A 22260-nucleotide genomic window follows, 5' to 3' on the forward strand; every position below is an offset into this window, starting at 1 on the left:
CGTCTATTCGACCGTGACCGACTTGGCCAGGTTACGTGGCTGGTCCACATCCAAGCCCTTAGCATCTGCCAGTTCCATGGCGAAGATCTGCAGTGGAACAACAGCAAGGATGGGTTCAAACATGGGGTCTGCCAGAGGAATCTGAATGACCTCATCGGCATAGGGAAGAACAGCAGCATCGCCCTGCTCCGCAATAGCAATCACCCGAGCACCACGTGCACGAATCTCTTGGATGTTGGAAACAACCTTGGAGTGAATCAGTGCTGAACCGCGGGGGCTAGGCACAATGACGAACACCGGCTGACCGTGATCAATGAGGGCAATAGGGCCGTGCTTGAGCTCACCGGCAGCGAAACCTTCAGCGTGGATGTAGGCAAGCTCCTTGAGCTTGAGCGCACCCTCCAACGCGATGGGGTATCCCACGTGGCGACCGAGGAACAACACCGAAGGGGTGTCACTCATCCACTTAGCGAGCTGAGCAATATTTTCGCCAGTTTCTAACACCTTGGTGACCTTCGCAGGCAAGGCCTGGAGGTCAGCAGCCAAACGGCGCAGTTCCTTCTCATCCACGGTGTTCTTCGAGCGCGCAATGTGCAAGCCGATTAAGTACAGCGCAGTGATCTGTGCGACGAAAGCCTTGGTGGAGGCAACAGCAACCTCGGGACCAGCGTGGGTGTAGACGACCGCATCAGATTCGCGAGGAATAGTTGCACCCTGGGTGTTACACACCGAAATGGTGCGGGCACCCTGTTCGCGGGCATATTTGACCGCCATCAGGGTGTCCATGGTTTCACCAGACTGGCTAATCGAAATGATGAGCGTCTCTGGGGTGATCACGGGGTCGCGGTAACGGAACTCATGGGAGAGCTGAACTTCGACCGGAATGCGTGCCCACTGCTCGATGGCATAAGCGCCGACCATACCGGCATAAGAAGCAGTGCCACAGGCAACCAGAATGATGCGGTTGATGCCGTTCAAGACATCATCACCGAGTTCGGTGAGCTCGGGAACCTCAACGAGTCCGTCCACGACGCGTCCGCGAACGGTGTTCGCTACCGCGTCGGGGTTCTCGGTGATTTCTTTAGCCATGAAGGACGACCAGCCACCCTTATCGGAAGCCGAGGCATCCCAGGCAATCTCGTACTCTTCGATCGCAACAGGGTTACCGTCGAAGTCGATGACCTCCACAGCGTGGGGGGTAATTCTGACAACCTGGTTCTGACCGACCGCGGCAGCGCGATGGGTGTATTCAACGAAGGCAGCCACGTCAGAGCCAAGGAAGTTTTCTCCCTCACCCAACCCAATCACCAGAGGTGAGTTGTGGCGGGCAGCAACAATCTGGTGCGGAGCATCAGTGTGCACAGCCAGCAGAGTAAATGCACCCTCGAGACGGTTGACTACCAAGCGCATAGCTTCGCGCAAGTCACCCACCTCGCGGTAAACATCTCCGAGCAAAACAGCCGCAACAGCGGTGTCAGTTTCTGAGACAAACTCATAGCCCTTAGCCAGGAGCTCGACTTTGATCTCAGCAAAGTTTTCAATGATGCCGTTGTGAATGAGGGCAAGGTTGCCACCGTCACCTAGGTGTGGGTGTGCGTTTATATCGGTGGGTCCACCGTGGGTCGCCCAGCGGGTGTGACCAATACCGGTGTGGCCAGGTGAGACAGGGCTGGTTTCTAACAGGTCAACCAGTGCCTGCAGCTTTCCTGCCTTCTTAGCCGTTTCGATTGCCCCCGATTCGGTGAGCACAGCAATACCGGCAGAGTCATATCCGCGGTACTCCTGACGCTTCAGACCGCCCAAAAGAACGGCAAGAGTGTCTTGCTGACCGACGTAACCCACGATTCCACACATAAGAGTTCTAGTTTAGTTCACGAGCGGCATTTGCCTGGTTTAGGGCAGAATAGGCAGGTGAGGCTAGAGCACACCGGCGCAATCAATACGCACACCACTCCCTTTGTGGAAATCTCCCGGGCAGAGTGGGCAGAGTTGGCGCCCACGACCAAATCTCCCCTCACCGAAGCAGATATTGAAAGCCTGCGTGGACTGGGAGATCGCCTCGATCTCAAAGAAGTTGAAGATGTTTATCTTCCGCTGAGCAGGTTGCTCTCGATCTATGCCACCGGGGCACGCAAACTGCACCGGGACACCACCGATTTCCTCGGCGAGCGCGCCACGACGACTCCGTTTGTCATTGGTGTGGCCGGCTCGGTCGCCGTGGGGAAATCGACGGTGGCACGCCTGCTGCAAATGCTCATGGCTCGCTGGGAGGACACTCCTCGGGTAGAACTGGTCACCACCGATGGTTTCCTTTACCCCAATGCGGAACTGTTCCGCCGCGGCATCCTGGATCGCAAGGGTTTCCCCGAAAGCTATGACCGCCGTGCTCTGCTACGTTTTGTGAGCAAAATCAAAAGCGGTGCAGAAGAAGCCACCGCTCCGGTGTATTCCCACCTGAGCTATGACATCCTCCCAGATGAAGAGATTGTGGTGCGCCAGCCAGACGTTCTTATTGTGGAGGGCCTCAACGTATTGCAGCCTCCCACTCGAGGTGGTTTAGCGGTGAGTGACCTCTTCGACTTCACGATCTATGTTGATGCCCGCACGGCAGATATTGCCTCCTGGTATCAGGAAAGATTTCTCAGCCTGCAACGTGGAGCCTTCACTGACCCAGACTCCTACTTCCACCGCTACTCACAGCTGACCGAAGAAGAAGCTCGGGCAACAGCCCAAGATTTCTGGGAGCGCATTAACCTTCCCAACTTGGAAGAAAACATTCGCCCCACGCGCTCACGGGCAACGTTGGTGCTACGCAAGTCAGCAAACCACGCAGTCTCTACCGTCTTGCTGCGCAAGATCTAAGACGAAGCGGTTGAAAGTTAGAGCGAAAGCTCTGCCTTGACCACATCAGCGAGGCTGTGTGCCAGGCGGTCAGCAGTTGCCTGATCGGCTGCTTCGACCATGACGCGAACCATAGGTTCGGTTCCGGAAGGGCGCAGCAAAACCCGACCGGTGTCGGCCAGCTCTGCTTCAGCAGCCTTCACTGCGTCGTCGATGACCGTGTTGCCAGCAAGAGCGCGGTGGTCAACTCCGCGCACGTTCACGAGAATCTGAGGGTAGACAGTCATCACTGAGGCGAGGTCAGCAATGGTCTTGCCAGTGCGGGCCATTTCTGCAACGAGGTGCAAACCGGTCAAAATTCCGTCACCAGTGGTGGCGTGTTCGGTCATGATGACATGGCCAGACTGTTCGCCACCTAAGGAAGCATCGTGTTCGGCAAGGCCCTCGAGAACGTAGCGGTCTCCCACAGCAGTCTGGATGACTTTGATGCCGTGCTTCTCCATGGCTTTGTGTAGGCCAAGGTTACTCATCACCGTGGCAACGAGGGTGTCGTTTTTGAGGTGACCACGTTCTTTCATGGACACCGCGAGGATCGCCATGATCTGGTCGCCATCAACAACGTTGCCCTGAGCATCGACAGCCAGGCAGCGATCGGCGTCACCATCGTGTGCAATACCAATATCGGCACCGTGAGCAACCACGGCAGCAGCGACCACGTCAAGGTGGGTGGAGCCCACACCGTCGTTGATGTTCAATCCATCGGGGTCTGCCGCGATGACGGTGACCTTGGCACCGGCATCGGTGAAGACCTCGGGAGAGATTGCCGAAGCTGCACCGTGAGCGCAGTCCAACACCACGTGTAGACCATTGAGTTTGTTGGGCAGCGTGCCCAGCAGGTGAATAACGTAACGGTCTTCAGCATCTGCGAAGCGACGAATACGACCAACCTCACCACCGGTGGGCAGCAGGTGATCGGCGTCTAACGCAGCTTCAATGCGGTCTTCGACCTCATCAGGAAGCTTCGTTCCGCCGAAAGCAAAGAACTTGATGCCGTTATCTGGTGCGGGGTTGTGTGAGGCAGAAACCATCACACCAAAGTCCGCACCGATTGAGCTGACTAGGTAAGCAGCTGCGGGGGTTGGGATAACACCCGCATCGAGCACGTCAATACCTGAGCTCGCTAACCCGGCAGATAACGCCGCGGTGAGGAATTCACCCGAGATACGAGGGTCACGTGCAATGACCGCTGTAGCACGACGTCCCTCAGCTCGTCTGGCCTCGGCTCTGCGACCGCTGGTGAGAACCACCGCAGCCGACTGGGCCAGTGCCAAGGTTAGATCTGCCGTGAGTTCACGGTTTGCTAAGCCTCGGACACCGTCCGTGCCGAATAGACGTGCCAAGGGACAGTCGTTCAGTACAGAAGCGAGATTAACGCTTCGAGAACTGTGAAGCCTTACGAGCCTTCTTCAGACCAGCCTTCTTGCGCTCGATGACGCGTGCGTCACGAGTCAAGAAGCCCGCCTTCTTGAGGGTCGCGCGGTTGTTGTCGCGGTCAATCTCGTTCAATGCGCGAGCAATAGCAAGACGCAGTGCGCCAGCCTGACCGGAAGGGCCACCACCGGTGATGCGTGCGACTACGTCGTATGCGCCACCAAGCTCAAGCACGGTGAAGGGGTCGTTGATGAGCTGCTGGTGCAGCTTGTTGGGGAAGTAGTTAGCAAGCTCACGGCCGTTGACCGTGATGGTGCCGGAACCGGGTACGAGGCGTACGCGAGCAATAGCCTGCTTGCGACGACCTACAGCTGCACCTGGAACGTTGAGAACTGCGCGAGGAGCCTTAGGAGCTGCTGCAACAGGAGTTTCGGTTGAGTACTCGGTGACCTCTACGGCCTCGGTCTCGATTTCTGCGTTGTCCGCCATGATTTTTCTAATCCTTTATCTAAATCTTCGAGGCTCTACTGAGCTACCTGAGTGAGGGTGTATACCTTGGGCTGCTGTGCAGCGTGAGGGTGCTCTGCGCCACGGTAGACCTTGAGCTTGCGGAACTGGTCACGTCCCAAAGAAGTCTTGGGGAGCATGCCACGGATAGCCTTCTCGACTGCGCGCTCAGGGTTCTTCTCGAGCAGATCGGTGTAGGTAGTAGCGGTCAAACCACCTGGGTAACCAGAGTGGCGGTAAGCCTTCTTCTGTGCAGCCTTGTTGCCGGTGAGGACAACCTTGTCTGCGTTGATGATGATGACGAAGTCACCCATGTCCATGTGAGGAGTGTAGGTGGGCTTGTTCTTGCCACGCAGGATGGTTGCTGCGTGAGAGGCGAGGCGTCCAAGAACAACGTCGGTTGCGTCAATGATGACCCAGCCGCGTGTAACTTCTCCAGCCTTAGGCGTAAAGGTACGAGTCACAGTAATACTGCTTTCTTGTCGAAATGAGTGGTCCGTGTATCCCGCTCAGTCGTCGCGTTCTGAAAGCAGTATCTCGCTTGCAGAACCCGTCAGTCGAGGGCTCAACTTCGGCGGCCTGTCCATAGAGAACAAGCACCAAGGGTCTAATTTACGCTATGGGAGCGTCGTCGGTCAATTCGCGACGGCTGCGGGTAAGGTCTGCCCGCTGGCCCACCTCATCATCTGGGGGATAAATAATCTGGGTCAAGGTCAAACCGTGAGCAGGCATGACCTTAAACACGCTCGTGCGATCACCCTTATCGCGCAAATCCTCGATGGCATCAAGAGAGTGTGTCCCCGACCCTGCCGCCACACACGCCCCGACGAGGGACCTCACCATGGAGTGACAGAACGCATCTGCTTGCAACTGTGCCACGATCACACCATGCTCATCGCGTTCCCAATGGAACTCCTGCAATTCACGAATCGTGGTGGCGCCAGGGCGGGGGCGACAAAACGCACTGAAATTGCGCAGCCCCAGCATCATCTCGGCGGCTTCGTTCAGGGCATCCACATCAAGCGGATAGAAGTGGAAGGCTGTTCTGCGGCGGTCAATCGGATTCACGTGCTCAAGGCCATCAGCCAAACGATATTCATACCGTCTGGCCAGAGGAGAAAAGCGGGCATCAAAACCTGCAGGCGCGACCGTGACCTTATTGATCACCACATCCGCATTGCGTCCCATTGATCCGTCCACGCGGCGCATCAAGGCATGCAGCATGGAGTGGGGAACCTGCGGCAGGCCATCCACGAAGGGAATGCCGCCTTGCTCTTGGAGTTCACGGCGTTCAACTCGGGAGAAAGAGACCCGAATGAGCTGCTCGAGGGGAACATCAATGTGAGCAACCTGGCCAGCAGCATGAACACCAGCATCGGTGCGACCGGCAACCACAATGCGTGGGGAAACATCCATGCGCAACACCTGCGCAAAGGCATGCTCCATGGTTTCTTCCACCGTGCGCAAACCTGGCTGTTTAGCCCAGCCAGCAAAATCTGTGCCGTCATAGCCGAAGTCCAGGCGGAGCCGAACAACACCATCAACGGGAATGAGGTCAGAAAAGTCGTCCTCTAGGACGTCGTTCTGCGTTACTTCCTCATTCACGTCTATGAGTCTAAAGTCTTCAACACAGCAGAGTTAACGTTCGAAGCCCCGGCGATCAACACCGGGGCTTCGAACATGTTCTGTGTGAAGACTACTTAGCTTCCTCTTCAGGAGCCTCGTCAGCTGCAGGAGCTTCCTCTGCGGCAGGTGCTTCTTCAACAACCTCTGCAACGGTCTCTTCAACAACGGTTTCAACTTCTGCTTCACCGGCAGTGTCAACTGCGACCTCTTCGGTCACCTCGTCAACAACAACCTCTTCAACAACCTCAGCTGCAGGAGCTGCTGCCTTAGGAGCCTCAGCCTTAGCAGGCTTTGCCTTGGCAGGCTTCTTGTTGACTGGCTCGAGCACGAGCTCGATCTGTGCCAGAGGAGCGTTGTCACCCTTGCGGTAACCGAGCTTGGTGATGCGGGTGTAACCGCCCTCACGCTCAGCAACCAGTGGAGCGATTTCAGCGAAAAGGATGTGAACAGCTTCCTTGTTACGCAAGATCGACAGCGCGCGGCGACGTGCGTGAAGGTCTCCACGCTTTGCAAACGTGATGAGACGCTCAGCCACGGGACGCAGGCGCTTGGCCTTGGTCTCGGTGGTCTTGATCGACTTGTGGGTGAACAAGGAAACGGACATGTTCGCGAGCATCAAGCGCTCGTGTGCAGGACCGCCTCCGAGGCGTGGACCCTTAGTTGGGGTTGGCATTTTCTATATCTCCGTAAATCAATACTGTGACGTGTCTAAAAGAGACGTCGCTTAGATGTTCTCGTCGTCGTCGAAGCCACCGTAGAAGTGTGCTCCGTCGAATCCGGGGACAGAATCCTTGAGAGACAGACCCATCTCGATGAGCTTGTCGCGAACCTCGTCGACCGACTTCTGACCGAAGTTGCGGATGTTCATCAACTGAGTTTCAGACAGAGCTACGAGCTCAGAAACGGTGTTGATGCCTTCGCGCTTGAGGCAGTTGTAGGAACGAACAGAGAGGTCGAGGTCTTCAACAGGAATCGACAGCTCAGAGCTGAGGACTGCGTCTACTGGTGCAGGACCGATCTCGATACCTTCAGCAGCAGTGTTGAGCTCGCGTGCCAGACCGAACAGCTCGGTCAGGGTACGACCAGCAGAAGCCATAGCGTCACGAGGAGTGATAGCTGGCTTGGTCTCCACGTCAACAACCAGACGGTCGAAGTCAGTGCGCTCACCGGCACGAGTTGCCTCGACGCGGTAGGTCACCTTGAGTACGGGAGAGTAGATCGAGTCAACAGGAATCTGACCTGCCTCGGAGAACTCTGAACGGTTCTGAGCGCTGGAGACGTATCCACGTCCACGCTCAATGGTCAGTTCGAGTTCGAACTTTGCCTTGTCGTTAAGGGTTGCGATCACGAGCTCAGGGTTGTGGATCTCAACACCAGCAGGTGCGGAGATGTCTGCAGCGGTGACAACACCAGAACCCTGCTTACGCAAGTAAGCGGTAATGGGCTCGTCGTGCTCGCTGGAAACAACCAGAGACTTGATGTTCAGGATGATTTCAGTTGCGTCTTCTTTAACACCGGGGATGGTGGAGAACTCGTGGAGTACGCCATCAAGACGGATGCTGGTTACTGCTGCACCAGGAATGCTGGAGAGCAGGGTACGACGTAAAGAGTTACCGAGGGTGTAACCGAAACCTGGTTCAAGCGGTTCAATGATGAAACGTGAACGGTATTCGGAGATGTTCTCTTCGGAAAGCGTGGGGCGCTGTGCAATGAGCACTATGTATTCCTTTCGGCTAAGTGTCCGATATATGACACTTGCGTGAGCGATGAATTATTGAGTTATGAAAGAGGGGGAAAACTAAACGCGACGACGCTTAGGTGGACGGCATCCGTTGTGAGCCTGTGGGGTCACATCGGAGATCGATCCAACCTCGAGGCCTGCGGCCTGAAGCGAACGGATTGCGGTTTCACGTCCAGAGCCGGGGCCCTTGACGAAGACGTCTACCTTCTTCATGCCGTGCTCTTGTGCCTGGCGTGCTGCAGACTCTGCTGCAAGCTGAGCGGCAAACGGGGTTGACTTACGTGAACCCTTGAAGCCAACTCCACCGGACGATGCCCAGCTGATTACGGCACCAGTGGTGTCAGTGATTGACACGATGGTGTTGTTGAACGTGCTCTTGATGTGAGCCTGGCCCACAGCTACGTTCTTCTTGTCCTTTTTGCGCGGCTTGCGAACTGCCGACTTAGGTGCTGCCATGATTTCTCCTAAAACCTTATGGGGCTAGTACCCGCCTACGCGGATTACTTAGCCTTCTTCTTGCCGGCGACGGTACGCTTTGGTCCCTTGCGGGTACGAGCGTTGGTCTTGGTGCGCTGACCGCGAACCGGCAGACCCTTACGGTGGCGAAGACCTTCGTAGCTACCGATCTCAACCTTGCGGCGGATGTCAGCCTGAACTTCACGGCGGAGGTCACCCTCTACGCGGAAGTTGCCTTCGATGTAGTCACGCAGAGCGACCAGCTGGTCGTCGGTGAGGTCCTTGACGCGGATGTCTCCGCTGATTTTGGTGTCGGCGAGAGTCTTAAGAGCTCGCGTACGGCCAACACCGTAGATGTATGTCAGTGCAACTTCCACGCGCTTTTCGCGTGGAATGTCTACTCCGGCAAGACGTGCCATGGTGGCATCTCCTTGTGTGTAGTGGAGGTGTGGAGCATTCCCGGTGCCACGGCCTCCAACCGTAGGTGTCCTCTCAATTTCTTGAGATTCATGGGAGTGCTTTTTTTCAGTTGTTGCGGTGAAACCGCGTCTCTCACTCTTGCGAGTGAAAATCTGTGGGGGTGTTACTAGCCCTGGCGCTGCTTGTGACGTGGGTTTTCGCAGATCACCATGACGTTTCCGTGGCGGCGAATAACCTTGCACTTGTCGCAGATGGGCTTAACGCTGGGGTTAACCTTCATTTTTCTTACCTATTTCGCTGTCTTCGTACCTGCAGGCAGGCCGTTACTTCTCAGGAATCCTTATTTGTAGCGGTAAACGATACGGCCACGAGTGAGGTCGTATGGGCTCAGCTCTACGATGACCTTGTCCTCGGGGAGGATTCGGATGTAGTGCTGGCGCATCTTGCCCGAAATGTGGGCAAGTACCTTGTGTCCGTTGGTTAGCTCAACGCGGAACATGGCATTTGGCAACGCTTCTGTGATCGTTCCTTCGATCTCAATGACGCCGTCTTTTTTCGCCATATACTCACTTATCGCTTAATTGGGGATTACTGGTCTTGCGGTTGCAATATGGTTTCTGACGACACGCCAAAGGCATGGCAACAGACACCAAAGTACAAGCTTATGCGATATCCGGGCAGAAAGCCAACTCGGATTTAGGCTATCGGGGTTGGAACAACACCGAAGGGCGCTAAACCTGCTGCCCCTCCATCATGCGCGGTGAGAACCCAGATGCCATCCTTGTGCACAGCAACCGAGTGTTCCCAGTGCGAGGCCATGCCTCCGTCTTCGGTGATGACGGTCCAGTCATCCTCGGCAACGTAGGTGTCAATCTTGCCGGTGACCACCATGGGTTCGATAGCAACAACCAAACCCGGCTTAACTTCTGGCCCTTTTTGCTTCACGCGGTAGTTGAACACTGGAGGCGCTTCATGCATGTCGCGGCCGATACCGTGTCCAATGTAATCGGTGAGGATGCCGTAGCGGTGGCCAACCTTCATACCCTCAAGTTCGATATAGCCCTGGATGGCATCTCCCACCTCATTAAGGTGCTTAGCCTTGGCCAACCGAGCAATACCTGCCCAAAGTGATCCCTCAGTGATACGGGAGAGCTGTTCGCGCTCGGCAACAACCTCAGGACGGCTGGGGTCAGGAACAACCACGGTAATAGCGGAGTCGCCATTCCATTCTTGATACTGCGCACCGGCATCGATGGAGACGATATCTCCGGGTTCAAGGATGCGACCACCTGGGATGCCGTGAACGACTTCGTCGTTCACCGAGGCACACACGGTGTGACGATATCCAGGAACTAACTTGAAGTTGGGTTCGCCGCCACGGTCACGAATCGCTTTCTCGGCTGCGGCATCAATTTCGAGTGTGGAGACTCCAGCACGAATGAGAGGACGTGCAGCATCGAGCGCGGCAGCGGTGATGAGTCCAGGTTCAACCATGAGCCTCAGCTGTGCTGGGGACTTATAAATGTTGGTGCGGAAACCCATCTGAGGTTCTAGGCCTGAACGCCGGCAGCAGCGAGAGCGTCAACGATGCGACCGGTCACTTCTTCGACTGCACCAAGACCGTCAACGGTGACAACAATGCCGCGAGCAGAGTAGGTGTCGATCAGTGGTGCGGTCTGCTCTTCATAGACAGACATGCGGTGACGGATGACCTCTTCAGTGTCGTCCGCGCGACCTTCAATTTCAGCACGCTTGAGCAAGCGCCCCACCACAACATCAGTGTCTGCGGTAATCAGAACAACAGCATCGAGAGCCTTCCCGTCAGCGGAAAGCATCCGGTCGAGCTCATTCACCTGGTCAATGGTGCGAGGGTACCCGTCAAGGAGAAAACCATTCGCAGCGTCTGCTTCGTGCAGGCGGTCTTCGACGATGGAGTTCGTCAGCGAATCTGGAACGTACTCACCGCGAGCCAAGATGGCCTTCACCTCAAGACCCAACGGAGTCTCGTTCTTGACGTTGGCGCGGAAGATATCTCCCGTAGAAATAGCGGGAATACCGTATGTTTCGGCGAGGATTGCTGCCTGAGTACCCTTACCTGCTCCGGGTGGTCCAATCAGCAGCAGGCGAGTACCAGTCATTATCGCAATAGCCCTTCATAGTGGCGCTGTTGTAACTGTGAATCAATCTGCTTCACGGTCTCCAGCCCGACACCTACAACGATAAGTATAGATGTTCCACCAAAAGTGAAGGAGGTGCTGGCGCCTGCCAGAGCGAGCACGATAAGGGGCAAAATCGCGACGAGACCCAGGTAGAGCGAACCAGGCAAGGTGATGCGAGTGAGCACGTAGTCGAGGTATTCGGCAGTGGGGCGACCGGCACGAATACCGGGGATGAAGCCACCGTATTGCTTCATGTTGTCGGCGACCTCAACAGGGTTGAAGGTGATGGCGACATAGAAGTACGTGAAGCCCACAATCAGCAGGAAGAACATGAGCATGTAGACCGGGTGGTCACCCTGCGTGAGGTAGGTAGAAATCCAGGTCACCCATGCCGCAGGCTGCTGACCAGCTGCAGGCTGGTTGAACTGTGCAATCAGTGCGGGCAGGTACAACAGTGAGGAAGCGAAGATCACGGGGACCACACCAGCCATGTTCACCTTGATGGGGATGTACGTGTTGTTACCACCGTAGGTGCGACGTCCCACAACACGCTTGGCGTACTGAACAGGAATACGACGCTGAGACTGCTCCACGAAGACAACCGCGATGATGACCACCAAGATCAGTGCCAGAACAATCAGCAGAGTGTTCAGACCGCGTGCGCTGTAGACGTTTCCGAGAGAGCGAGGGAAACCAGCTGCGATAGAGGTGAAGATCAGCAAAGACATACCGTTACCGATACCGCGCTCGGTGACCAGTTCAGCCATCCACATGATCAGACCGGTACCAGCGGTAAGGGTGATGACCATGAGCAGGATTGCGTACCATGCGTCGTTGGTGAGCAACTGAGAACATTCAGGAGTCGAGTTGGTTCCAAAGAGTGCGCCCGAGCGAGCAACAGTGATCAGTGTGGTCGACTGGAGGACACCAAGTGCAATGGTGAGGTAACGGGTGTACTGAGTCAGCTTGGACTGGCCAGCCTGACCTTCCTTGTACAACGTTTCAAAGTGAGGGATAACCACGCGCAGCAGCTGCACGATAATCGACGCCGTGATGTAGGGCATGATGCCCAGAGCAAAGATGCTCAACTGGAGGAGAGCTCCACCAGAGAAGAGGTTGACGAGCTCATAGAGGCCCGAGGTGTTTTGGTTGGCATTCAAACATGCCTGAACGTTGCCAAAATCAACGTAAGGTCCGGGGATGAACGATCCCAAACGGAACAGGGTGATAATTCCCAGCGTGAAGCCAATCTTGCGGCGCAAGTCTGGAGTGCGGAAAATTCGCACAATTGCACTAATCACAAATGACTCCTGTAAATCTTGGGGGTTGTAACGCGTACTGGCTCCCCCTGCGGGGAGCCAGTAACGCTACGTTTGCGCAACCAGCAGGTGGTTACTTGATCGAACCGCCTGCAGCCACGATCTTCTGCTCTGCTGAGCTCGAGACCTTGTCAACTGCAATGTTCAGCTTAACAGCGATGTCGCCGTTACCAAGAACCTTGACCTTTTCGTTCTTGCGAACCGCGCCCTTGGCTACGAGGTCAGCTACTGTGACATCTCCACCGTTGGGGTACAGCTCAGCGAGAGCATCCAGGTTCACAACCTGGTACTCAACACGGAAGGGGTTCTTGAAGCCGCGGAGCTTGGGGGTACGCATGTGCAGAGGCATCTGTCCACCCTCGAAGCCGATCTTGACCTGGTAACGAGCCTTCGTTCCCTTGGTACCACGACCTGCAGTCTTACCCTTAGAACCTTCACCACGACCTACGCGGGTGCGAGCCTTCTTCGCGCCCTCAGCGGGACGAAGGTGGTGCACCTTAAGGACGTGCTCACGAGGTTCAGCAGCAGCCTTCTTCGCAGCAGGCTTCTTTGCGGCAGCAGCCTTGGGAGCCTCAGCCTGAGCTTCGGTCTTCTCAGCAGCTGGCTTAGCGGCAGCCTTGGGAGCAGCCTTTGCAGCAGGGGCCTTTTCTGCAGCTGGCTTTGCAGCAGCCTTAGGTGCAGCAGCTTTGGCAGCAGGTGCCTTCGCGGCGGCAGCCTTAGGAGCAGCAGCCTTTGCAGCTGGAGCCTTCTTTGCGGCTTCCTTCTTCTCTTCAGCCATTAGTCAATCTCCTCGACCTTGACGAGGTGAGCCACGGTGCGAACGTATCCGCGAGTTACCGGGCTGTCCTCTTTGACGACGATGTCGCCAATGCGCTTGAGACCCAGGCTACGAAGAGTGTCGCGCTGGTTCTGCTTTTCGCTAATTACGGACTTGATCTGTGTGACCTTTAGACGAGCAGCCATTAGGCACCTGCCTTTGCAGCCTCAGCTTCTGCGCGCACGAGGCGTGCAGGAGCAACCTGGTCAAAGTCCAGACCACGACGTGCAGCAACGGCGCGAGGCTCTTCGAGCTGCTTCAGTGCTTCCACGGTGGCGTGAACAATGTTGATGGTGTTGGACGAACCGAGAGACTTGCTCAGTACGTCGTGGATACCTGCGCACTCGAGTACGGCACGCACTGGACCACCGGCGATAACACCGGTACCTGCAGCAGCGGGACGAAGGAGTACAACACCGGCAGCTGCCTCGCCCTGAACGGGGTGAGGAATGGTGTTACCGGTGCGTGGTACGCGGAAGAAAGCCTTCTTAGCTTCTTCAACACCCTTGGAGATAGCGAGGGGAACTTCCTTCGCCTTACCGTAGCCAACGCCAACCATACCGTTACCGTCACCCACGACGACGAGAGCGGTGAAGCTAAAGCGACGACCACCCTTGACCACCTTGGATACACGGTTGATGGTAACGACGCGCTCGAGGAACTGGCTCTTCTCAGCGTCGCGATCGCGGTTGCGATCCTTGTTGGGGTTGCGCTCACGGCCACCACGGCGAGCCTCACGAGGCTCGTTGGTGGTGTCTACGAGTGCAGTCTCCACAGCTGCTGCTTCTGCAACAACTTCAGTTTCGTTAACAGTGTTCTCGCTCACAGGCTCAATCCACCCTCTCGAGCTCCATCGGCGATCGCGGCAACGCGACCGGCGTACTTGTTTCCACCGCGGTCAAAGACAACAGCTTCAATTCCAACCTTCTTTGCACGCTCAGCGACGAGTTCGCCAACCTTGCGAGCCTTAGCGGTCTTGTCACCAGCGAATGTGCGCATGTCGGACTCGAGGGTCGATGCCGAAGCAACGGTGACACCCTGTGAGTCGTCGACGAGCTGAACAAATACGTGGCGTGCGGAACGGGTGACGACCAGACGTGGACGTGCAGCAGTTCCTTCGATCTTCTTGCGAAGACGTGCGTGACGGCGGTCGCGTGCGGCCGACTTGGACTTTCCTCGGGTTCCGAGTGCCATGGCTACTTACCAGCCTTTCCAGCCTTGCGGCGAACAACTTCGCCGGCGTAACGCACACCCTTGCCCTTGTATGGCTCTGGCTTGCGCAGCTTACGAATGTTGGCAGCAACTTCACCGACGGCTTGCTTGTCGATGCCGCTCACGATGAGCTTGTTGTTGCCCTCAACAGTGAAGGTGATGCCTGCAGGAGGCTCCACGGTGATGGGGTGCGAGTAGCCGAGTGCGAACTCAACACCAGCGCCCTTAGAAGCAACACGGTAACCGGTACCGACTACTTCGAGGCCCTTTTCGTAGCCCTGGGTTACGCCAACAATCTGGTTAGCGATGAGGGTACGGGTCAAACCGTGCAGCGAACGCGAGTTGCGCTCGTCATCGGGACGGCTCACAACTACCTGGTTCTCCTCAATCACAGCAGTGATTGGAGCAGAAATGGTGAGCTTGAGTTCGCCCTTAGGACCCTTGGTAGTAACGTCCTGACCATCAATGGTCACGGTTACACCACCAGGGATGTCAATAGGAAGACGACCAATACGTGACATTCTCGGTTACCACACGTAGGCGAGGACTTCCCCACCTACGCCCTTCTTCTCAGCCTGACGGTCAGTGAGAAGACCGCTAGAGGTGGACAGAATGGCGATACCGAGGCCACCGAGGACCTTGGGGATTTCGTTCGACTTTGCGTAGACACGAAGACCAGGCTTCGATACACGCTTGATACCGACGATAGAAGCGTGGCGGTCTGCACTGTACTTGAGGTTCAGTGTCAGGGTCTTGCCTACGCGTGCATCTGCAACTTCCCAACCAGCGATGTAACCCTCAGATTTGAGGATTTCGGCAATGCCGGTCTTGAGCTTGCTGTTCGGCATGGACACGGAGTCGTGGTGTGCCGAGTTAGCGTTGCGCAGTCTGGTCAGCATATCTGCGACCGGATCTGTCATTGTCATGTGTTTATCCTTTTTTCACCAGGTTTCGCCATCCGTTACGCGGGTGGCGACCTGTGGTGCTTAGTTGGTAGAGGTGTCTACCGACTTGAATGGGAAGCCCAGTGCACGAAGCAATGCGCGTCCCTCGGTGTCGTTCTTGGCAGTCGTCACAACAGTGATGTCCATACCGCGAGGACGGTCGATTTTGTCCTGGTTGATCTCGTGGAACATTGTCTGCTCGGTGAGACCAAAGGTGTAGTTTCCGTGTCCGTCGAACTGGCGGTCGGAAAGACCACGGAAGTCACGGATACGAGGAAGAGCCAGCGACAGTGTGCGGTCCAGGAATTCCCACATGCGGTCACCACGGAGGGTAACGTGTGCACCAATGGGCTGACCTTCACGCAGCTTGAACTGTGCGATTGACTTGCGAGCCTTGGTAACCGAAGGCTTCTGGCCAGTGATAGCGGTCAGGTCAGCGACGGCGAAGTCGATGAGCTTTCCATCCTTGGCTGCTTCACCAACACCCATGTTCACCACGATCTTGGTGAGGGTTGGGATCTCGTGAACGTTCTTCAGGCCGAGTTCAGTGGCCAGAGCCTGCTGAAGTTCTGCCTTGTACTTTGCCTTGAGACGTGGCTGGATTTTGCCAGCTACTGCGGTGTTCGTCATTACAGGTCCTTACCTGACTTCTTGGCGTAACGGACGCGCACGGTCTTGCTTGCGCCGTTCTTGGTGACAGTCTCGGTGCGGAAACCAACGCGAGTTGGCTTCTTGGTCGAGGGGTCAACAATTGCCACGTTTGAAATGTGGATCGAAGCCTCAACGGTCTCGATACCACCGGTCTTGGTGCCGCGGTCGGACTGACCAACGCGGCTGTGCTTGGTTACGTAGTTGACACCCTCAACGATGACGCGGTTGCGATCGGTGAGAACCTCAATTACCTTGCCCTGCTTGCCACGGTCTCCGCCGCGAGCCTGGCTACGACCAGTGATGACCTGTACGAGGTCACCCTTCTTGATGTTTGCCATGACTAGATAACCTCCGGAGCCAATGAAACAATCTTCATGAACTTCTTGTCGCGCAGTTCGCGACCGACAGGACCGAAGATACGAGTACCGCGAGGCTCGCCATCCGACTTGAGGATGACAGCTGCGTTCTCATCGAACTTGATGTAGGAACCGTCGGGACGACGGGTCGACTTGACGGTACGAACGACGACAGCCTTAACGACGTCACCCTTCTTCACGTTTCCGCCGGGGATAGCGTCCTTGACGGTTGCCACGATAACGTCACCGAGACCGGCGTAACGACGACCGGAACCACCGAGAACACGAATCGTGAGCAGCTCCTTGGCGCCGGTGTTGTCGGCAACCTTGACGCGTGATTCTTGCTGAAGCACTTCTAACTCCTTTTACGAAGTAGGCCAGGGCCTACTTAGCCTTCTCGACGATTTCGACCAGGCGCCAGCGCTTGGAAGCGCTGAGCGGACGGGTCTCGCTGATAACAACCAGGTCACCGATGCCGGCAGTGTTGAGCTCATCGTGAGCCTTCACCTTCGAGCTGCGGCGAATAACCTTGCCGTAGAGAGGGTGCTTCACGCGGTCTTCAACCTCAACAACGATGGTCTTGTCCATCTTGTCGCTGGTGACGTAGCCACGACGAACCTTGCGGTAACCGCGAACGATTGCCTCAGTCTCTTCGGCCTTCTTAGCCTTTGCGGTAGCCATTATTCGGTCTCCTCCGCGGTCTCGGCCTTAGCGGCCTTGGTCTTCTTCTCAGCCTTAGCTGGAGCAGCAGCTACAGCAGGCGTTGCACGAATACCGAGCTCGCGCTCACGGAGAACCGTGTAGATGCGTGCGATATCGCGCTTGACAGCACGGAGGCGTCCGTGGCTCTCGAGCTGACCGGTAGCAGACTGGAAGCGCAGGTTGAACAGCTCTTCCTTTGCCTTACGGAGCTCTTCTACGAGGCGCTCGTTGTCAAAAGTGTCGAGTTCGTTGGGACGAAGCTCCTTGGATCCGACAGCCATTATGCGTCTCCCTCCTCGCGCTTGATGATGCGTGCCTTGAGGGGCAGCTTGTGGATTGCACGAGTCATTGCTTCACGAGCAATGGTCTCGTTCACACCGCTGAGCTCAAAGAGGACGCGGCCTGGCTTGACGTTAGCCACCCACCACTCTGGTGAACCCTTACCGGAACCCATACGAGTTTCAGCTGGCTTCTTGGTCAGAGGACGGTCAGGGTAGATGTTGATCCAAACCTTTCCACCACGCTTGATGTGACGGGTCATCGCGATACGAGCAGACTCGATCTGACGGTTGGTCACATACGCGGGGGTCAGTGCCTGGATACCGAATTCACCGAAGGAAACCTTGGTGCCACCAGTTGCCTGGCCGGAACGGCCGGGGTGGTGCTGCTTACGGTGCTTTACACGACGTGGAATCAACATGGTTATGCCTCAACTCCTGCTGGAACCGCTGCAGCCTCTGCCTTAGGGGCACGGCGTGGACGGTCGCTACGCTCGGGACGGACACTCTTCTGGTTTGCCTGCTCGCGAGCAAGCTCCTTGTTGGTGATGTCGCCCTTGTAAATCCATACCTTCACACCAATGCGGCCGAAGGTGGTCTTGGCCTCGTAGAAGCCGTAGTCGATGTTCGCGCGGAGGGTGTGCAGTGGCACACGGCCTTCACGGTAGAACTCGGAGCGGCTCATTTCAGCGCCACCCAGACGACCGGACACCTGGATACGAATACCCTTGGCGCCAGCGCGCTGAGCGCCCTGAAGGCCCTTACGCATTGCGCGACGGAAAGCCACACGACCTGCAAGCTGCTCAGCAATACCCTGAGCTACCAGCTGAGCTTCAGCCTCAGGGTTCTTCACCTCGAGAATGTTGAGCTGGATCTGCTTACCAGTGAGCTTTTCGAGGTCAGCGCGAATGCGCTCTGCCTCGGCGCCACGGCGACCGATCACAATGCCGGGACGGGCAGTGTGAATGTCGACGCGTACGCGGTCACGGGTGCGCTCGATCTCGATACGTGCAACACCTGCACGGTCGAGGGTCTCGCTGAGCATGTGACGGATCTTGACATCCTCAGTCACGAAGTCGGCGTAACGCTGACCCTTCTTCGTGCTGTCGGAGAACCAACGTGACACGTGGTCAGTGGTGATTCCCAGACGGAAGCCGTAGGGGTTTACTTTTTGGCCCATTACTTGGCCTCCTTCTTCGCAGCCTTGCCAGCAACCTCGAGCTCGTCGGGGGTAGCAAGTACGACAGTGATGTGGCTGGTGCGCTTCAAGATCTTGAATGCGCGACCCTGTGCACGGGGACGGAAACGCTTCAGGGTTGCACCCTCGTCAACAAAAGCTGCTGAAACGAAGAGGTCCTGCTCGTCGAGGAATGCGTTAGACGCATCTGCCTTGACGCGAGCGTTAGCGATTGCCGAAGCAACAAGCTTGTATACGGGCTCGGAAGCGGTCTGAGGTGCGAACCTCAGAATCGCGAGAGCTTCGTGAGCCTGCTTTCCACGGATGAGGTTAACAACGCGTCGGGCCTTCATCGGGGTAACGCGGATGTGACGCACGCGTGCGACTGACTCCACCATTTTCTACTCCTTCTCGTCACCGCGATTAACGGCGACGGCCCTTCTTGTCATCCTTCACGTGGCCACGGAAGGTACGAGTTGGTGCAAATTCACCAAGCTTGTGGCCGACCATGGTTTCGGTAACGAACACAGGAATGTGCTTGCGACCGTCGTGAACTGCAATCGTGTGACCGAGCATCGCGGGGATGATCATCGATCGACGCGACCAGGTCTTGATTACGTTCTTTGTGTTGGCCTCGTTCTGGCGAACAACCTTGCGAAGCAGGTGCTCGTCAACGAAGGGGCCCTTCTTAAGACTGCGTGGCATCTTCTTAAACTCCTACTAGCGCTTCTTGCCGACGGTACGACGACGGACGATGAGCTTGTCGCTTTCCTGGTTAGGACGGCGTGTGCGGCCTTCCTTCTGACCCCAGGGGCTGACAGGGTGACGACCACCGGAGGTCTTACCCTCACCACCACCGTGTGGGTGGTCGACTGGGTTCATAGCAACACCACGAACGGTTGGGCGAACGCCCTTCCAACGCATACGTCCTGCTTTACCCCAGTTGATGTTGGACTGCTCTGCGTTACCAACTTCACCAATGGTGGCGCGGCAACGAGCATCAACGTTGCGGATTTCTCCCGAAGGCAGACGAAGCTGCGCGTAGGGGCCATCCTTAGCAACGAGACGAACAGATGCACCAGCCGAACGCGCCATCTTTGCGCCGCCACCGGGCTTGAGCTCGATCGCGTGGATAACGGTACCGGTAGGGATGTTCTTCAAAGGCAGGTTGTTACCTGGCTTGATGTCGGCGCTGGGGCCGGACTCAACGAAGTCACCCTGGCTCAGCTTGTTGGGAGCCAAGATGTAGCGCTTGGTGCCGTCAACGAAGTGGAGCAGTGCAATACGTGCGGTGCGGTTGGGGTCGTACTCAATGTGAGCGACCTTGGCCAATACGCCGTCCTTGTCGTTACGACGGAAGTCGATAACGCGGTACTGGCGCTTGTGGCCACCACCGATGTGACGGGTAGTGATGCGACCCTGGTTGTTACGGCCACCGGTCTTGGACAGGGGGCGAAGCAACGACTTTTCAGGAGTCGAACGGGTAATTTCAGCGAAGTCCGCAACGCTCGAGCCACGACGGCCCGGGGTTGTGGGCTTGTACTTACGAATAGCCATGATTAATCCTCTTTATCCGTTCCGCTTAGCCAACGGCCGTAAAGATGTCGATGGAACCGGACTTCAGAGTGACAATGGCGCGCTTGGTGTCCTTGCGCTTACCCATTCCAAACTTGGTACGGCGGGTCTTACCCTGACGGTTCAGGGTGTTGATCGAAGCAACCTCAACCGAGAAGATCTTCTCGATAGCGAGCTTGATCTCGGTCTTGTTGGAGCGAGGGTCAACCAGGAAGGTGTACTTACCTTCGTCGATCAGACCGTAGCTCTTTTCGGAGACAACCGGAGCGATGACAACATCGCGTGGGTCTTTGTTCCAAGCTGCGTTAGTCATTACTTGGCCTCTTCCTTCTTCTTGCTGTTCACGAAGGAAGTAATTGCTTCCTGAGTGAACACGATGTCGTCAGAGACGAGCACGTCGTAAGCGTTCAGCTGGTCTGAGTTCAGAACGTGAACGTTAGGCAGGTTGCGAACGCTCTTGAGCGACAGGTCATCGTTGCGGTCAAGAACGATGAGTACGTTCTTGCTCGAAGCGATGGTGTTCAAGAACTCAGCAGCGACCTTGGTGGAAGGAGCCTTCTCACCGAATGCGGTCACAGCGTGAATACGTCCACCGCGAGCGCGGTCAGAGAGAGCACCGAGCAGAGCTGCAGCGATCATCTTCTTGGGGGTGCGCTGTGCGTAGCTACGTGGCACGGGTCCGTGCACGATGCCACCACCGGTCATGTGAGGAGCACGGATTGAACCCTGACGAGCGCGACCGGTTCCCTTCTGCTTGAAAGGCTTGCGACCTGCACCAGAAACTTCGCCACGGCCCTTGACCTTGTGCGTACCCTGACGGGCGGCAGCAAGCTGAGCGACGACAACCTGGTGGATCAGTGGGACGTTGACAGTGACATCGAACAGCTCGGCAGGAAGCTCAACAGAGCCTGCCTTCTTGCCCTTGAGGTCAACGACGTCGAGAGTGGTAACGGTAGCCATGGACTACGCCCCCTTCACTGCGTTGCGAACGAATACGAGGCGGCCACGTGCACCAGGAACAGCTCCCTTGACGAGCAAGAGACCCTTCTCTGCGTCTACTGCGTGAACCTTGAGGTTGAGCACGGTGACGCGCTCTCCACCCATACGACCGGCCATGCGCATGCCCTTGAAAACACGGCTGGGGGTCGAAGAAGCACCGATAGAACCGGGCTTACGGTGGTTACGGTGTGCACCGTGAGATGCAGATACACCCTTGAAGTTGTGACGCTTCATAACACCGGCGAAACCCTTACCCTTGCTGGTTCCGACGACGTCGACCTTCTGGCCGGCTTCGAAGGTGGAGTCAACGGTGAGTTCCTGACCTACGGAGTAGGAGGATGCGTCGGGGGTGCGAACTTCAGTCACGTGACGGCGAGGAGTAACTCCAGCCTTCTCAAAGTGACCGGTTGCAGGCTTGTTAACCTTGCGTGGGTCAATAGCGCCACCGGCGATCTGAACAGCTTCGTAGCCGTCCTTCTCAGTGGTGCGCAGCTGAGTAACCACGTTAGGGGTGATTTCGATAACGGTGACAGGAACAAGCTTGTTGTTCTCGTCCCATACCTGGGTCATGCCAAGCTTCTTGCCCAGCAGACCTTTAACAGTCTTAGTTGCGTTTGCCATGTCGTCCCCTAGAGCTTGATCTCAATGTTGACGTCAGCAGGAAGGTCAAGGCGCATGAGCGAGTCAACAGCCTTGGGCGTGGGGTCGACGATGTCGATCAAACGCTTGTGGGTGCGCATCTCAAAGTGCTCGCGGCTGTCCTTGTACTTGTGAGGAGAACGGATTACACAAACTACGTTCTTCTCGGTAGGAAGGGGCACAGGGCCGACAACAGTTGCACCCGCACGGGTTACTGTGTCAACAATCTTGCGCGCCGAGGAGTCAATGACCTCGTGGTCATATGACTTAAGTCGAATGCGGATCTTTTGTCCCGCCATGTGACTCTCTCTTTCATTCAGTGCGTCGTACAGCCTCGGGACCGCATTGGACGCATCGCGTTAAAACGCTGGCACTCTACTTTTAGGTGTCGCACCACTGTTTACATGTCA

General features: G+C 56.4%; 35 protein-coding genes. 1 reads left to right on the forward strand and 34 read right to left on the reverse strand.

Features of this window, described 5'->3' with window-relative positions:
* Positions 1-3: 3 nt before the first annotated feature.
* Positions 4-1854, reverse strand: coding sequence for a glutamine--fructose-6-phosphate transaminase (isomerizing) (gene glmS, locus AUMI_RS06080; RefSeq protein WP_096382486.1), 1851 nt, complete (start codon positions 1852-1854; stop codon positions 4-6).
* 57 nt (positions 1855-1911) lie between these two features.
* On the opposite strand from glmS, the gene coaA reads away from it, so the two are divergent.
* Entirely contained in the window at positions 1912-2862 is a 951-nt protein-coding gene (gene coaA / locus AUMI_RS06085) for a type I pantothenate kinase (RefSeq protein WP_096382488.1), read from the forward strand.
* Positions 2863-2879: 17 nt separating this feature from the next.
* On the opposite strand, the gene glmM is transcribed toward coaA, so the two are convergent.
* The 33 genes from glmM to rpsJ all read right to left on the reverse strand — a co-directional run bounded on the left by glmM (position 2880) and on the right by rpsJ (position 22149).
* Positions 2880-4241, reverse strand: a complete 1362-nt coding sequence (glmM, locus tag AUMI_RS06090; RefSeq protein WP_096382491.1) for a phosphoglucosamine mutase — start codon at positions 4239-4241, stop codon at positions 2880-2882.
* A gap of 28 nt (positions 4242-4269) precedes the next feature.
* Positions 4270-4761, reverse strand: coding sequence for a 30S ribosomal protein S9 (gene rpsI / locus AUMI_RS06095; protein ID WP_096382494.1), 492 nt, complete (start codon positions 4759-4761; stop codon positions 4270-4272).
* Positions 4762-4796: 35 nt separating this feature from the next.
* Complete coding sequence (gene rplM / locus AUMI_RS06100) at positions 4797-5243, reverse strand: 50S ribosomal protein L13 (protein WP_096382496.1); 447 nt, start codon at positions 5241-5243, stop codon at positions 4797-4799.
* 148 nt (positions 5244-5391) lie between these two features.
* On the reverse strand, positions 5392-6384 hold the full coding sequence (truA, locus tag AUMI_RS06105) for a tRNA pseudouridine(38-40) synthase TruA (RefSeq protein WP_342411384.1): 993 nt from the start codon (positions 6382-6384) through the stop codon (positions 5392-5394).
* 91 nt (positions 6385-6475) lie between these two features.
* Positions 6476-7078 carry a 50S ribosomal protein L17 gene (gene rplQ, locus AUMI_RS06110; RefSeq protein WP_096382499.1) on the reverse strand — a complete coding sequence of 201 codons (603 nt, stop codon included), beginning with the start codon at positions 7076-7078 and terminating at the stop codon, positions 6476-6478.
* A gap of 51 nt (positions 7079-7129) precedes the next feature.
* Entirely contained in the window at positions 7130-8122 is a 993-nt protein-coding gene (locus AUMI_RS06115) for a DNA-directed RNA polymerase subunit alpha (protein ID WP_096382500.1), read from the reverse strand.
* Positions 8123-8203: 81 nt separating this feature from the next.
* Positions 8204-8602 carry a 30S ribosomal protein S11 gene (gene rpsK / locus AUMI_RS06120; protein ID WP_096382503.1) on the reverse strand — a complete coding sequence of 133 codons (399 nt, stop codon included), beginning with the start codon at positions 8600-8602 and terminating at the stop codon, positions 8204-8206.
* Positions 8603-8646: 44 nt separating this feature from the next.
* Positions 8647-9021 carry a 30S ribosomal protein S13 gene (rpsM, locus tag AUMI_RS06125; protein WP_096382505.1) on the reverse strand — a complete coding sequence of 125 codons (375 nt, stop codon included), beginning with the start codon at positions 9019-9021 and terminating at the stop codon, positions 8647-8649.
* A gap of 167 nt (positions 9022-9188) precedes the next feature.
* The gene (rpmJ, locus tag AUMI_RS06130) at positions 9189-9302 is read right to left on the reverse strand and encodes a 50S ribosomal protein L36 (protein ID WP_047561540.1); all 114 of its coding nucleotides are present in this window, start codon (positions 9300-9302) and stop codon (positions 9189-9191) included.
* 60 nt (positions 9303-9362) lie between these two features.
* Positions 9363-9584 (reverse strand): translation initiation factor IF-1, encoded by a 222-nt coding sequence (gene infA, locus AUMI_RS06135; protein WP_096382508.1) that lies wholly within the window; start codon positions 9582-9584, stop codon positions 9363-9365.
* A gap of 134 nt (positions 9585-9718) precedes the next feature.
* Complete coding sequence (gene map / locus AUMI_RS06140; RefSeq protein ID WP_096382509.1) at positions 9719-10564, reverse strand: type I methionyl aminopeptidase; 846 nt, start codon at positions 10562-10564, stop codon at positions 9719-9721.
* Positions 10565-10572: 8 nt separating this feature from the next.
* Positions 10573-11160, reverse strand: coding sequence for an adenylate kinase (locus AUMI_RS06145; protein WP_172418270.1), 588 nt, complete (start codon positions 11158-11160; stop codon positions 10573-10575).
* Complete coding sequence (secY, locus tag AUMI_RS06150; RefSeq protein ID WP_096382511.1) at positions 11160-12482, reverse strand: preprotein translocase subunit SecY; 1323 nt, start codon at positions 12480-12482, stop codon at positions 11160-11162. The genes AUMI_RS06145 and secY overlap by 1 nt, the downstream gene beginning before the upstream one ends.
* Positions 12483-12573: 91 nt before the next feature.
* The gene (rplO, locus tag AUMI_RS06155) at positions 12574-13278 is read right to left on the reverse strand and encodes a 50S ribosomal protein L15 (protein WP_096382513.1); all 705 of its coding nucleotides are present in this window, start codon (positions 13276-13278) and stop codon (positions 12574-12576) included.
* A complete protein-coding gene (gene rpmD, locus AUMI_RS06160; protein WP_096382516.1) occupies positions 13278-13463 on the reverse strand; it encodes a 50S ribosomal protein L30 in 186 nt (61 codons plus the stop codon). Before rpmD ends, rplO begins: the two co-directional genes overlap by 1 nt.
* The gene (gene rpsE, locus AUMI_RS06165) at positions 13463-14143 is read right to left on the reverse strand and encodes a 30S ribosomal protein S5 (protein ID WP_096382518.1); all 681 of its coding nucleotides are present in this window, start codon (positions 14141-14143) and stop codon (positions 13463-13465) included. Before rpsE ends, rpmD begins: the two co-directional genes overlap by 1 nt.
* Entirely contained in the window at positions 14140-14511 is a 372-nt protein-coding gene (gene rplR, locus AUMI_RS06170) for a 50S ribosomal protein L18 (protein WP_096382520.1), read from the reverse strand. The genes rpsE and rplR overlap by 4 nt, the downstream gene beginning before the upstream one ends.
* Positions 14512-14513: 2 nt before the next feature.
* The gene (gene rplF / locus AUMI_RS06175) at positions 14514-15050 is read right to left on the reverse strand and encodes a 50S ribosomal protein L6 (protein ID WP_096382523.1); all 537 of its coding nucleotides are present in this window, start codon (positions 15048-15050) and stop codon (positions 14514-14516) included.
* Between the two features lie 6 nt (positions 15051-15056).
* A complete protein-coding gene (gene rpsH, locus AUMI_RS06180) occupies positions 15057-15455 on the reverse strand; it encodes a 30S ribosomal protein S8 (RefSeq protein ID WP_096382524.1) in 399 nt (132 codons plus the stop codon).
* 60 nt (positions 15456-15515) lie between these two features.
* Positions 15516-16103 (reverse strand): 50S ribosomal protein L5, encoded by a 588-nt coding sequence (gene rplE / locus AUMI_RS06185; RefSeq protein ID WP_096382527.1) that lies wholly within the window; start codon positions 16101-16103, stop codon positions 15516-15518.
* Entirely contained in the window at positions 16103-16462 is a 360-nt protein-coding gene (gene rplX / locus AUMI_RS06190; protein WP_096382530.1) for a 50S ribosomal protein L24, read from the reverse strand. Before rplX ends, rplE begins: the two co-directional genes overlap by 1 nt.
* A 2-nt stretch (positions 16463-16464) precedes the next feature.
* Complete coding sequence (gene rplN / locus AUMI_RS06195) at positions 16465-16833, reverse strand: 50S ribosomal protein L14 (RefSeq protein ID WP_096382532.1); 369 nt, start codon at positions 16831-16833, stop codon at positions 16465-16467.
* Between the two features lie 31 nt (positions 16834-16864).
* Positions 16865-17161 carry a 30S ribosomal protein S17 gene (gene rpsQ, locus AUMI_RS06200; protein WP_096382535.1) on the reverse strand — a complete coding sequence of 99 codons (297 nt, stop codon included), beginning with the start codon at positions 17159-17161 and terminating at the stop codon, positions 16865-16867.
* On the reverse strand, positions 17161-17463 hold the full coding sequence (rpmC, locus tag AUMI_RS06205; protein ID WP_096382536.1) for a 50S ribosomal protein L29: 303 nt from the start codon (positions 17461-17463) through the stop codon (positions 17161-17163). Before rpmC ends, rpsQ begins: the two co-directional genes overlap by 1 nt.
* Entirely contained in the window at positions 17463-17882 is a 420-nt protein-coding gene (gene rplP, locus AUMI_RS06210; RefSeq protein WP_096382539.1) for a 50S ribosomal protein L16, read from the reverse strand. The genes rpmC and rplP overlap by 1 nt, the downstream gene beginning before the upstream one ends.
* Positions 17883-17884: 2 nt before the next feature.
* Entirely contained in the window at positions 17885-18640 is a 756-nt protein-coding gene (rpsC, locus tag AUMI_RS06215) for a 30S ribosomal protein S3 (protein WP_096382541.1), read from the reverse strand.
* Positions 18640-19035 carry a 50S ribosomal protein L22 gene (gene rplV, locus AUMI_RS06220; protein WP_096382543.1) on the reverse strand — a complete coding sequence of 132 codons (396 nt, stop codon included), beginning with the start codon at positions 19033-19035 and terminating at the stop codon, positions 18640-18642. The genes rpsC and rplV overlap by 1 nt, the downstream gene beginning before the upstream one ends.
* A gap of 25 nt (positions 19036-19060) precedes the next feature.
* A complete protein-coding gene (gene rpsS / locus AUMI_RS06225; RefSeq protein ID WP_096382546.1) occupies positions 19061-19342 on the reverse strand; it encodes a 30S ribosomal protein S19 in 282 nt (93 codons plus the stop codon).
* A 15-nt stretch (positions 19343-19357) separates the two neighbouring features.
* Positions 19358-20194, reverse strand: a complete 837-nt coding sequence (gene rplB, locus AUMI_RS06230; protein WP_096382548.1) for a 50S ribosomal protein L2 — start codon at positions 20192-20194, stop codon at positions 19358-19360.
* Between the two features lie 25 nt (positions 20195-20219).
* Positions 20220-20525, reverse strand: a complete 306-nt coding sequence (rplW, locus tag AUMI_RS06235) for a 50S ribosomal protein L23 (RefSeq protein ID WP_096382550.1) — start codon at positions 20523-20525, stop codon at positions 20220-20222.
* Complete coding sequence (gene rplD, locus AUMI_RS06240; protein ID WP_096382552.1) at positions 20525-21172, reverse strand: 50S ribosomal protein L4; 648 nt, start codon at positions 21170-21172, stop codon at positions 20525-20527. The genes rplW and rplD overlap by 1 nt, the downstream gene beginning before the upstream one ends.
* 3 nt (positions 21173-21175) lie before the next feature.
* Positions 21176-21832, reverse strand: a complete 657-nt coding sequence (gene rplC, locus AUMI_RS06245; RefSeq protein WP_096382555.1) for a 50S ribosomal protein L3 — start codon at positions 21830-21832, stop codon at positions 21176-21178.
* Positions 21833-21840: 8 nt separating this feature from the next.
* On the reverse strand, positions 21841-22149 hold the full coding sequence (gene rpsJ / locus AUMI_RS06250; RefSeq protein ID WP_030147986.1) for a 30S ribosomal protein S10: 309 nt from the start codon (positions 22147-22149) through the stop codon (positions 21841-21843).
* Between the last annotated feature and the right edge of the window lie 111 nt (positions 22150-22260).

The sequence above is a fragment of the Aurantimicrobium minutum genome (genome assembly GCF_002355535.1).
Classification (GTDB): Bacteria; Actinomycetota; Actinomycetes; order Actinomycetales; family Microbacteriaceae; genus Aurantimicrobium; species Aurantimicrobium minutum.

Bases quoted from the DNA above. Each gene is read 5' to 3' on its own strand.
- rpsH (WP_096382524.1), bottom strand. From the start codon at position 15,455: ATGACAATGACAGATCCGGTCGCAGATATGCTGACCAGACTGCGCAAC.
- rplB (WP_096382548.1), bottom strand. From the start codon at position 20,194: ATGGCTATTCGTAAGTACAAGCCCACAACCCCGGGCCGTCGTGGCTCG.
- rplR (WP_096382520.1), bottom strand. From the start codon at position 14,511: ATGGCACTCGGAACCCGAGGAAAGTCCAAGTCGGCCGCACGCGACCGC.
- rpsS (WP_096382546.1), bottom strand. From the start codon at position 19,342: ATGCCACGCAGTCTTAAGAAGGGCCCCTTCGTTGACGAGCACCTGCTT.
- rpsI (WP_096382494.1), bottom strand. From the start codon at position 4,761: ATGGCGGACAACGCAGAAATCGAGACCGAGGCCGTAGAGGTCACCGAG.
- rplO (WP_096382513.1), bottom strand. From the start codon at position 13,278: ATGGCTGAAGAGAAGAAGGAAGCCGCAAAGAAGGCTCCAGCTGCAAAG.
- rpsQ (WP_096382535.1), bottom strand. From the start codon at position 17,161: ATGGCTACCGCAAAGGCTAAGAAGGCCGAAGAGACTGAGGCAATCGTT.
- glmS (WP_096382486.1), bottom strand. From the start codon at position 1,854: ATGTGTGGAATCGTGGGTTACGTCGGTCAGCAAGACACTCTTGCCGTT.
- infA (WP_096382508.1), bottom strand. From the start codon at position 9,584: ATGGCGAAAAAAGACGGCGTCATTGAGATCGAAGGAACGATCACAGAA.
- rplF (WP_096382523.1), bottom strand. From the start codon at position 15,050: ATGTCACGTATTGGTCGTCTTCCTATTGACATCCCTGGTGGTGTAACC.
- AUMI_RS06145 (WP_172418270.1), bottom strand. From the start codon at position 11,160: ATGACTGGTACTCGCCTGCTGCTGATTGGACCACCCGGAGCAGGTAAG.
- rpmJ (WP_047561540.1), bottom strand. From the start codon at position 9,302: ATGAAGGTTAACCCCAGCGTTAAGCCCATCTGCGACAAGTGCAAGGTT.
- rplC (WP_096382555.1), bottom strand. From the start codon at position 21,832: ATGGCAAACGCAACTAAGACTGTTAAAGGTCTGCTGGGCAAGAAGCTT.
- rplW (WP_096382550.1), bottom strand. From the start codon at position 20,525: ATGACTAACGCAGCTTGGAACAAAGACCCACGCGATGTTGTCATCGCT.
- rplP (WP_096382539.1), bottom strand. From the start codon at position 17,882: ATGTTGATTCCACGTCGTGTAAAGCACCGTAAGCAGCACCACCCCGGC.
- rpsM (WP_096382505.1), bottom strand. From the start codon at position 9,021: ATGGCACGTCTTGCCGGAGTAGACATTCCACGCGAAAAGCGCGTGGAA.
- rplE (WP_096382527.1), bottom strand. From the start codon at position 16,103: ATGACGAACACCGCAGTAGCTGGCAAAATCCAGCCACGTCTCAAGGCA.
- rplX (WP_096382530.1), bottom strand. From the start codon at position 16,462: ATGGCAAACATCAAGAAGGGTGACCTCGTACAGGTCATCACTGGTCGT.
- rplQ (WP_096382499.1), bottom strand. From the start codon at position 7,078: ATGCCAACCCCAACTAAGGGTCCACGCCTCGGAGGCGGTCCTGCACAC.
- map (WP_096382509.1), bottom strand. From the start codon at position 10,564: ATGGGTTTCCGCACCAACATTTATAAGTCCCCAGCACAGCTGAGGCTC.
- rpmD (WP_096382516.1), bottom strand. From the start codon at position 13,463: ATGGCTGCTCGTCTAAAGGTCACACAGATCAAGTCCGTAATTAGCGAA.
- rpsC (WP_096382541.1), bottom strand. From the start codon at position 18,640: ATGGGCCAAAAAGTAAACCCCTACGGCTTCCGTCTGGGAATCACCACT.
- rpmC (WP_096382536.1), bottom strand. From the start codon at position 17,463: ATGGCTGTCGGATCCAAGGAGCTTCGTCCCAACGAACTCGACACTTTT.
- rpsK (WP_096382503.1), bottom strand. From the start codon at position 8,602: ATGGCAGCACCTAAGTCGGCAGTTCGCAAGCCGCGCAAAAAGGACAAG.
- rpsJ (WP_030147986.1), bottom strand. From the start codon at position 22,149: ATGGCGGGACAAAAGATCCGCATTCGACTTAAGTCATATGACCACGAG.
- rplD (WP_096382552.1), bottom strand. From the start codon at position 21,172: ATGGCTACCGTTACCACTCTCGACGTCGTTGACCTCAAGGGCAAGAAG.
- rplV (WP_096382543.1), bottom strand. From the start codon at position 19,035: ATGGTGGAGTCAGTCGCACGCGTGCGTCACATCCGCGTTACCCCGATG.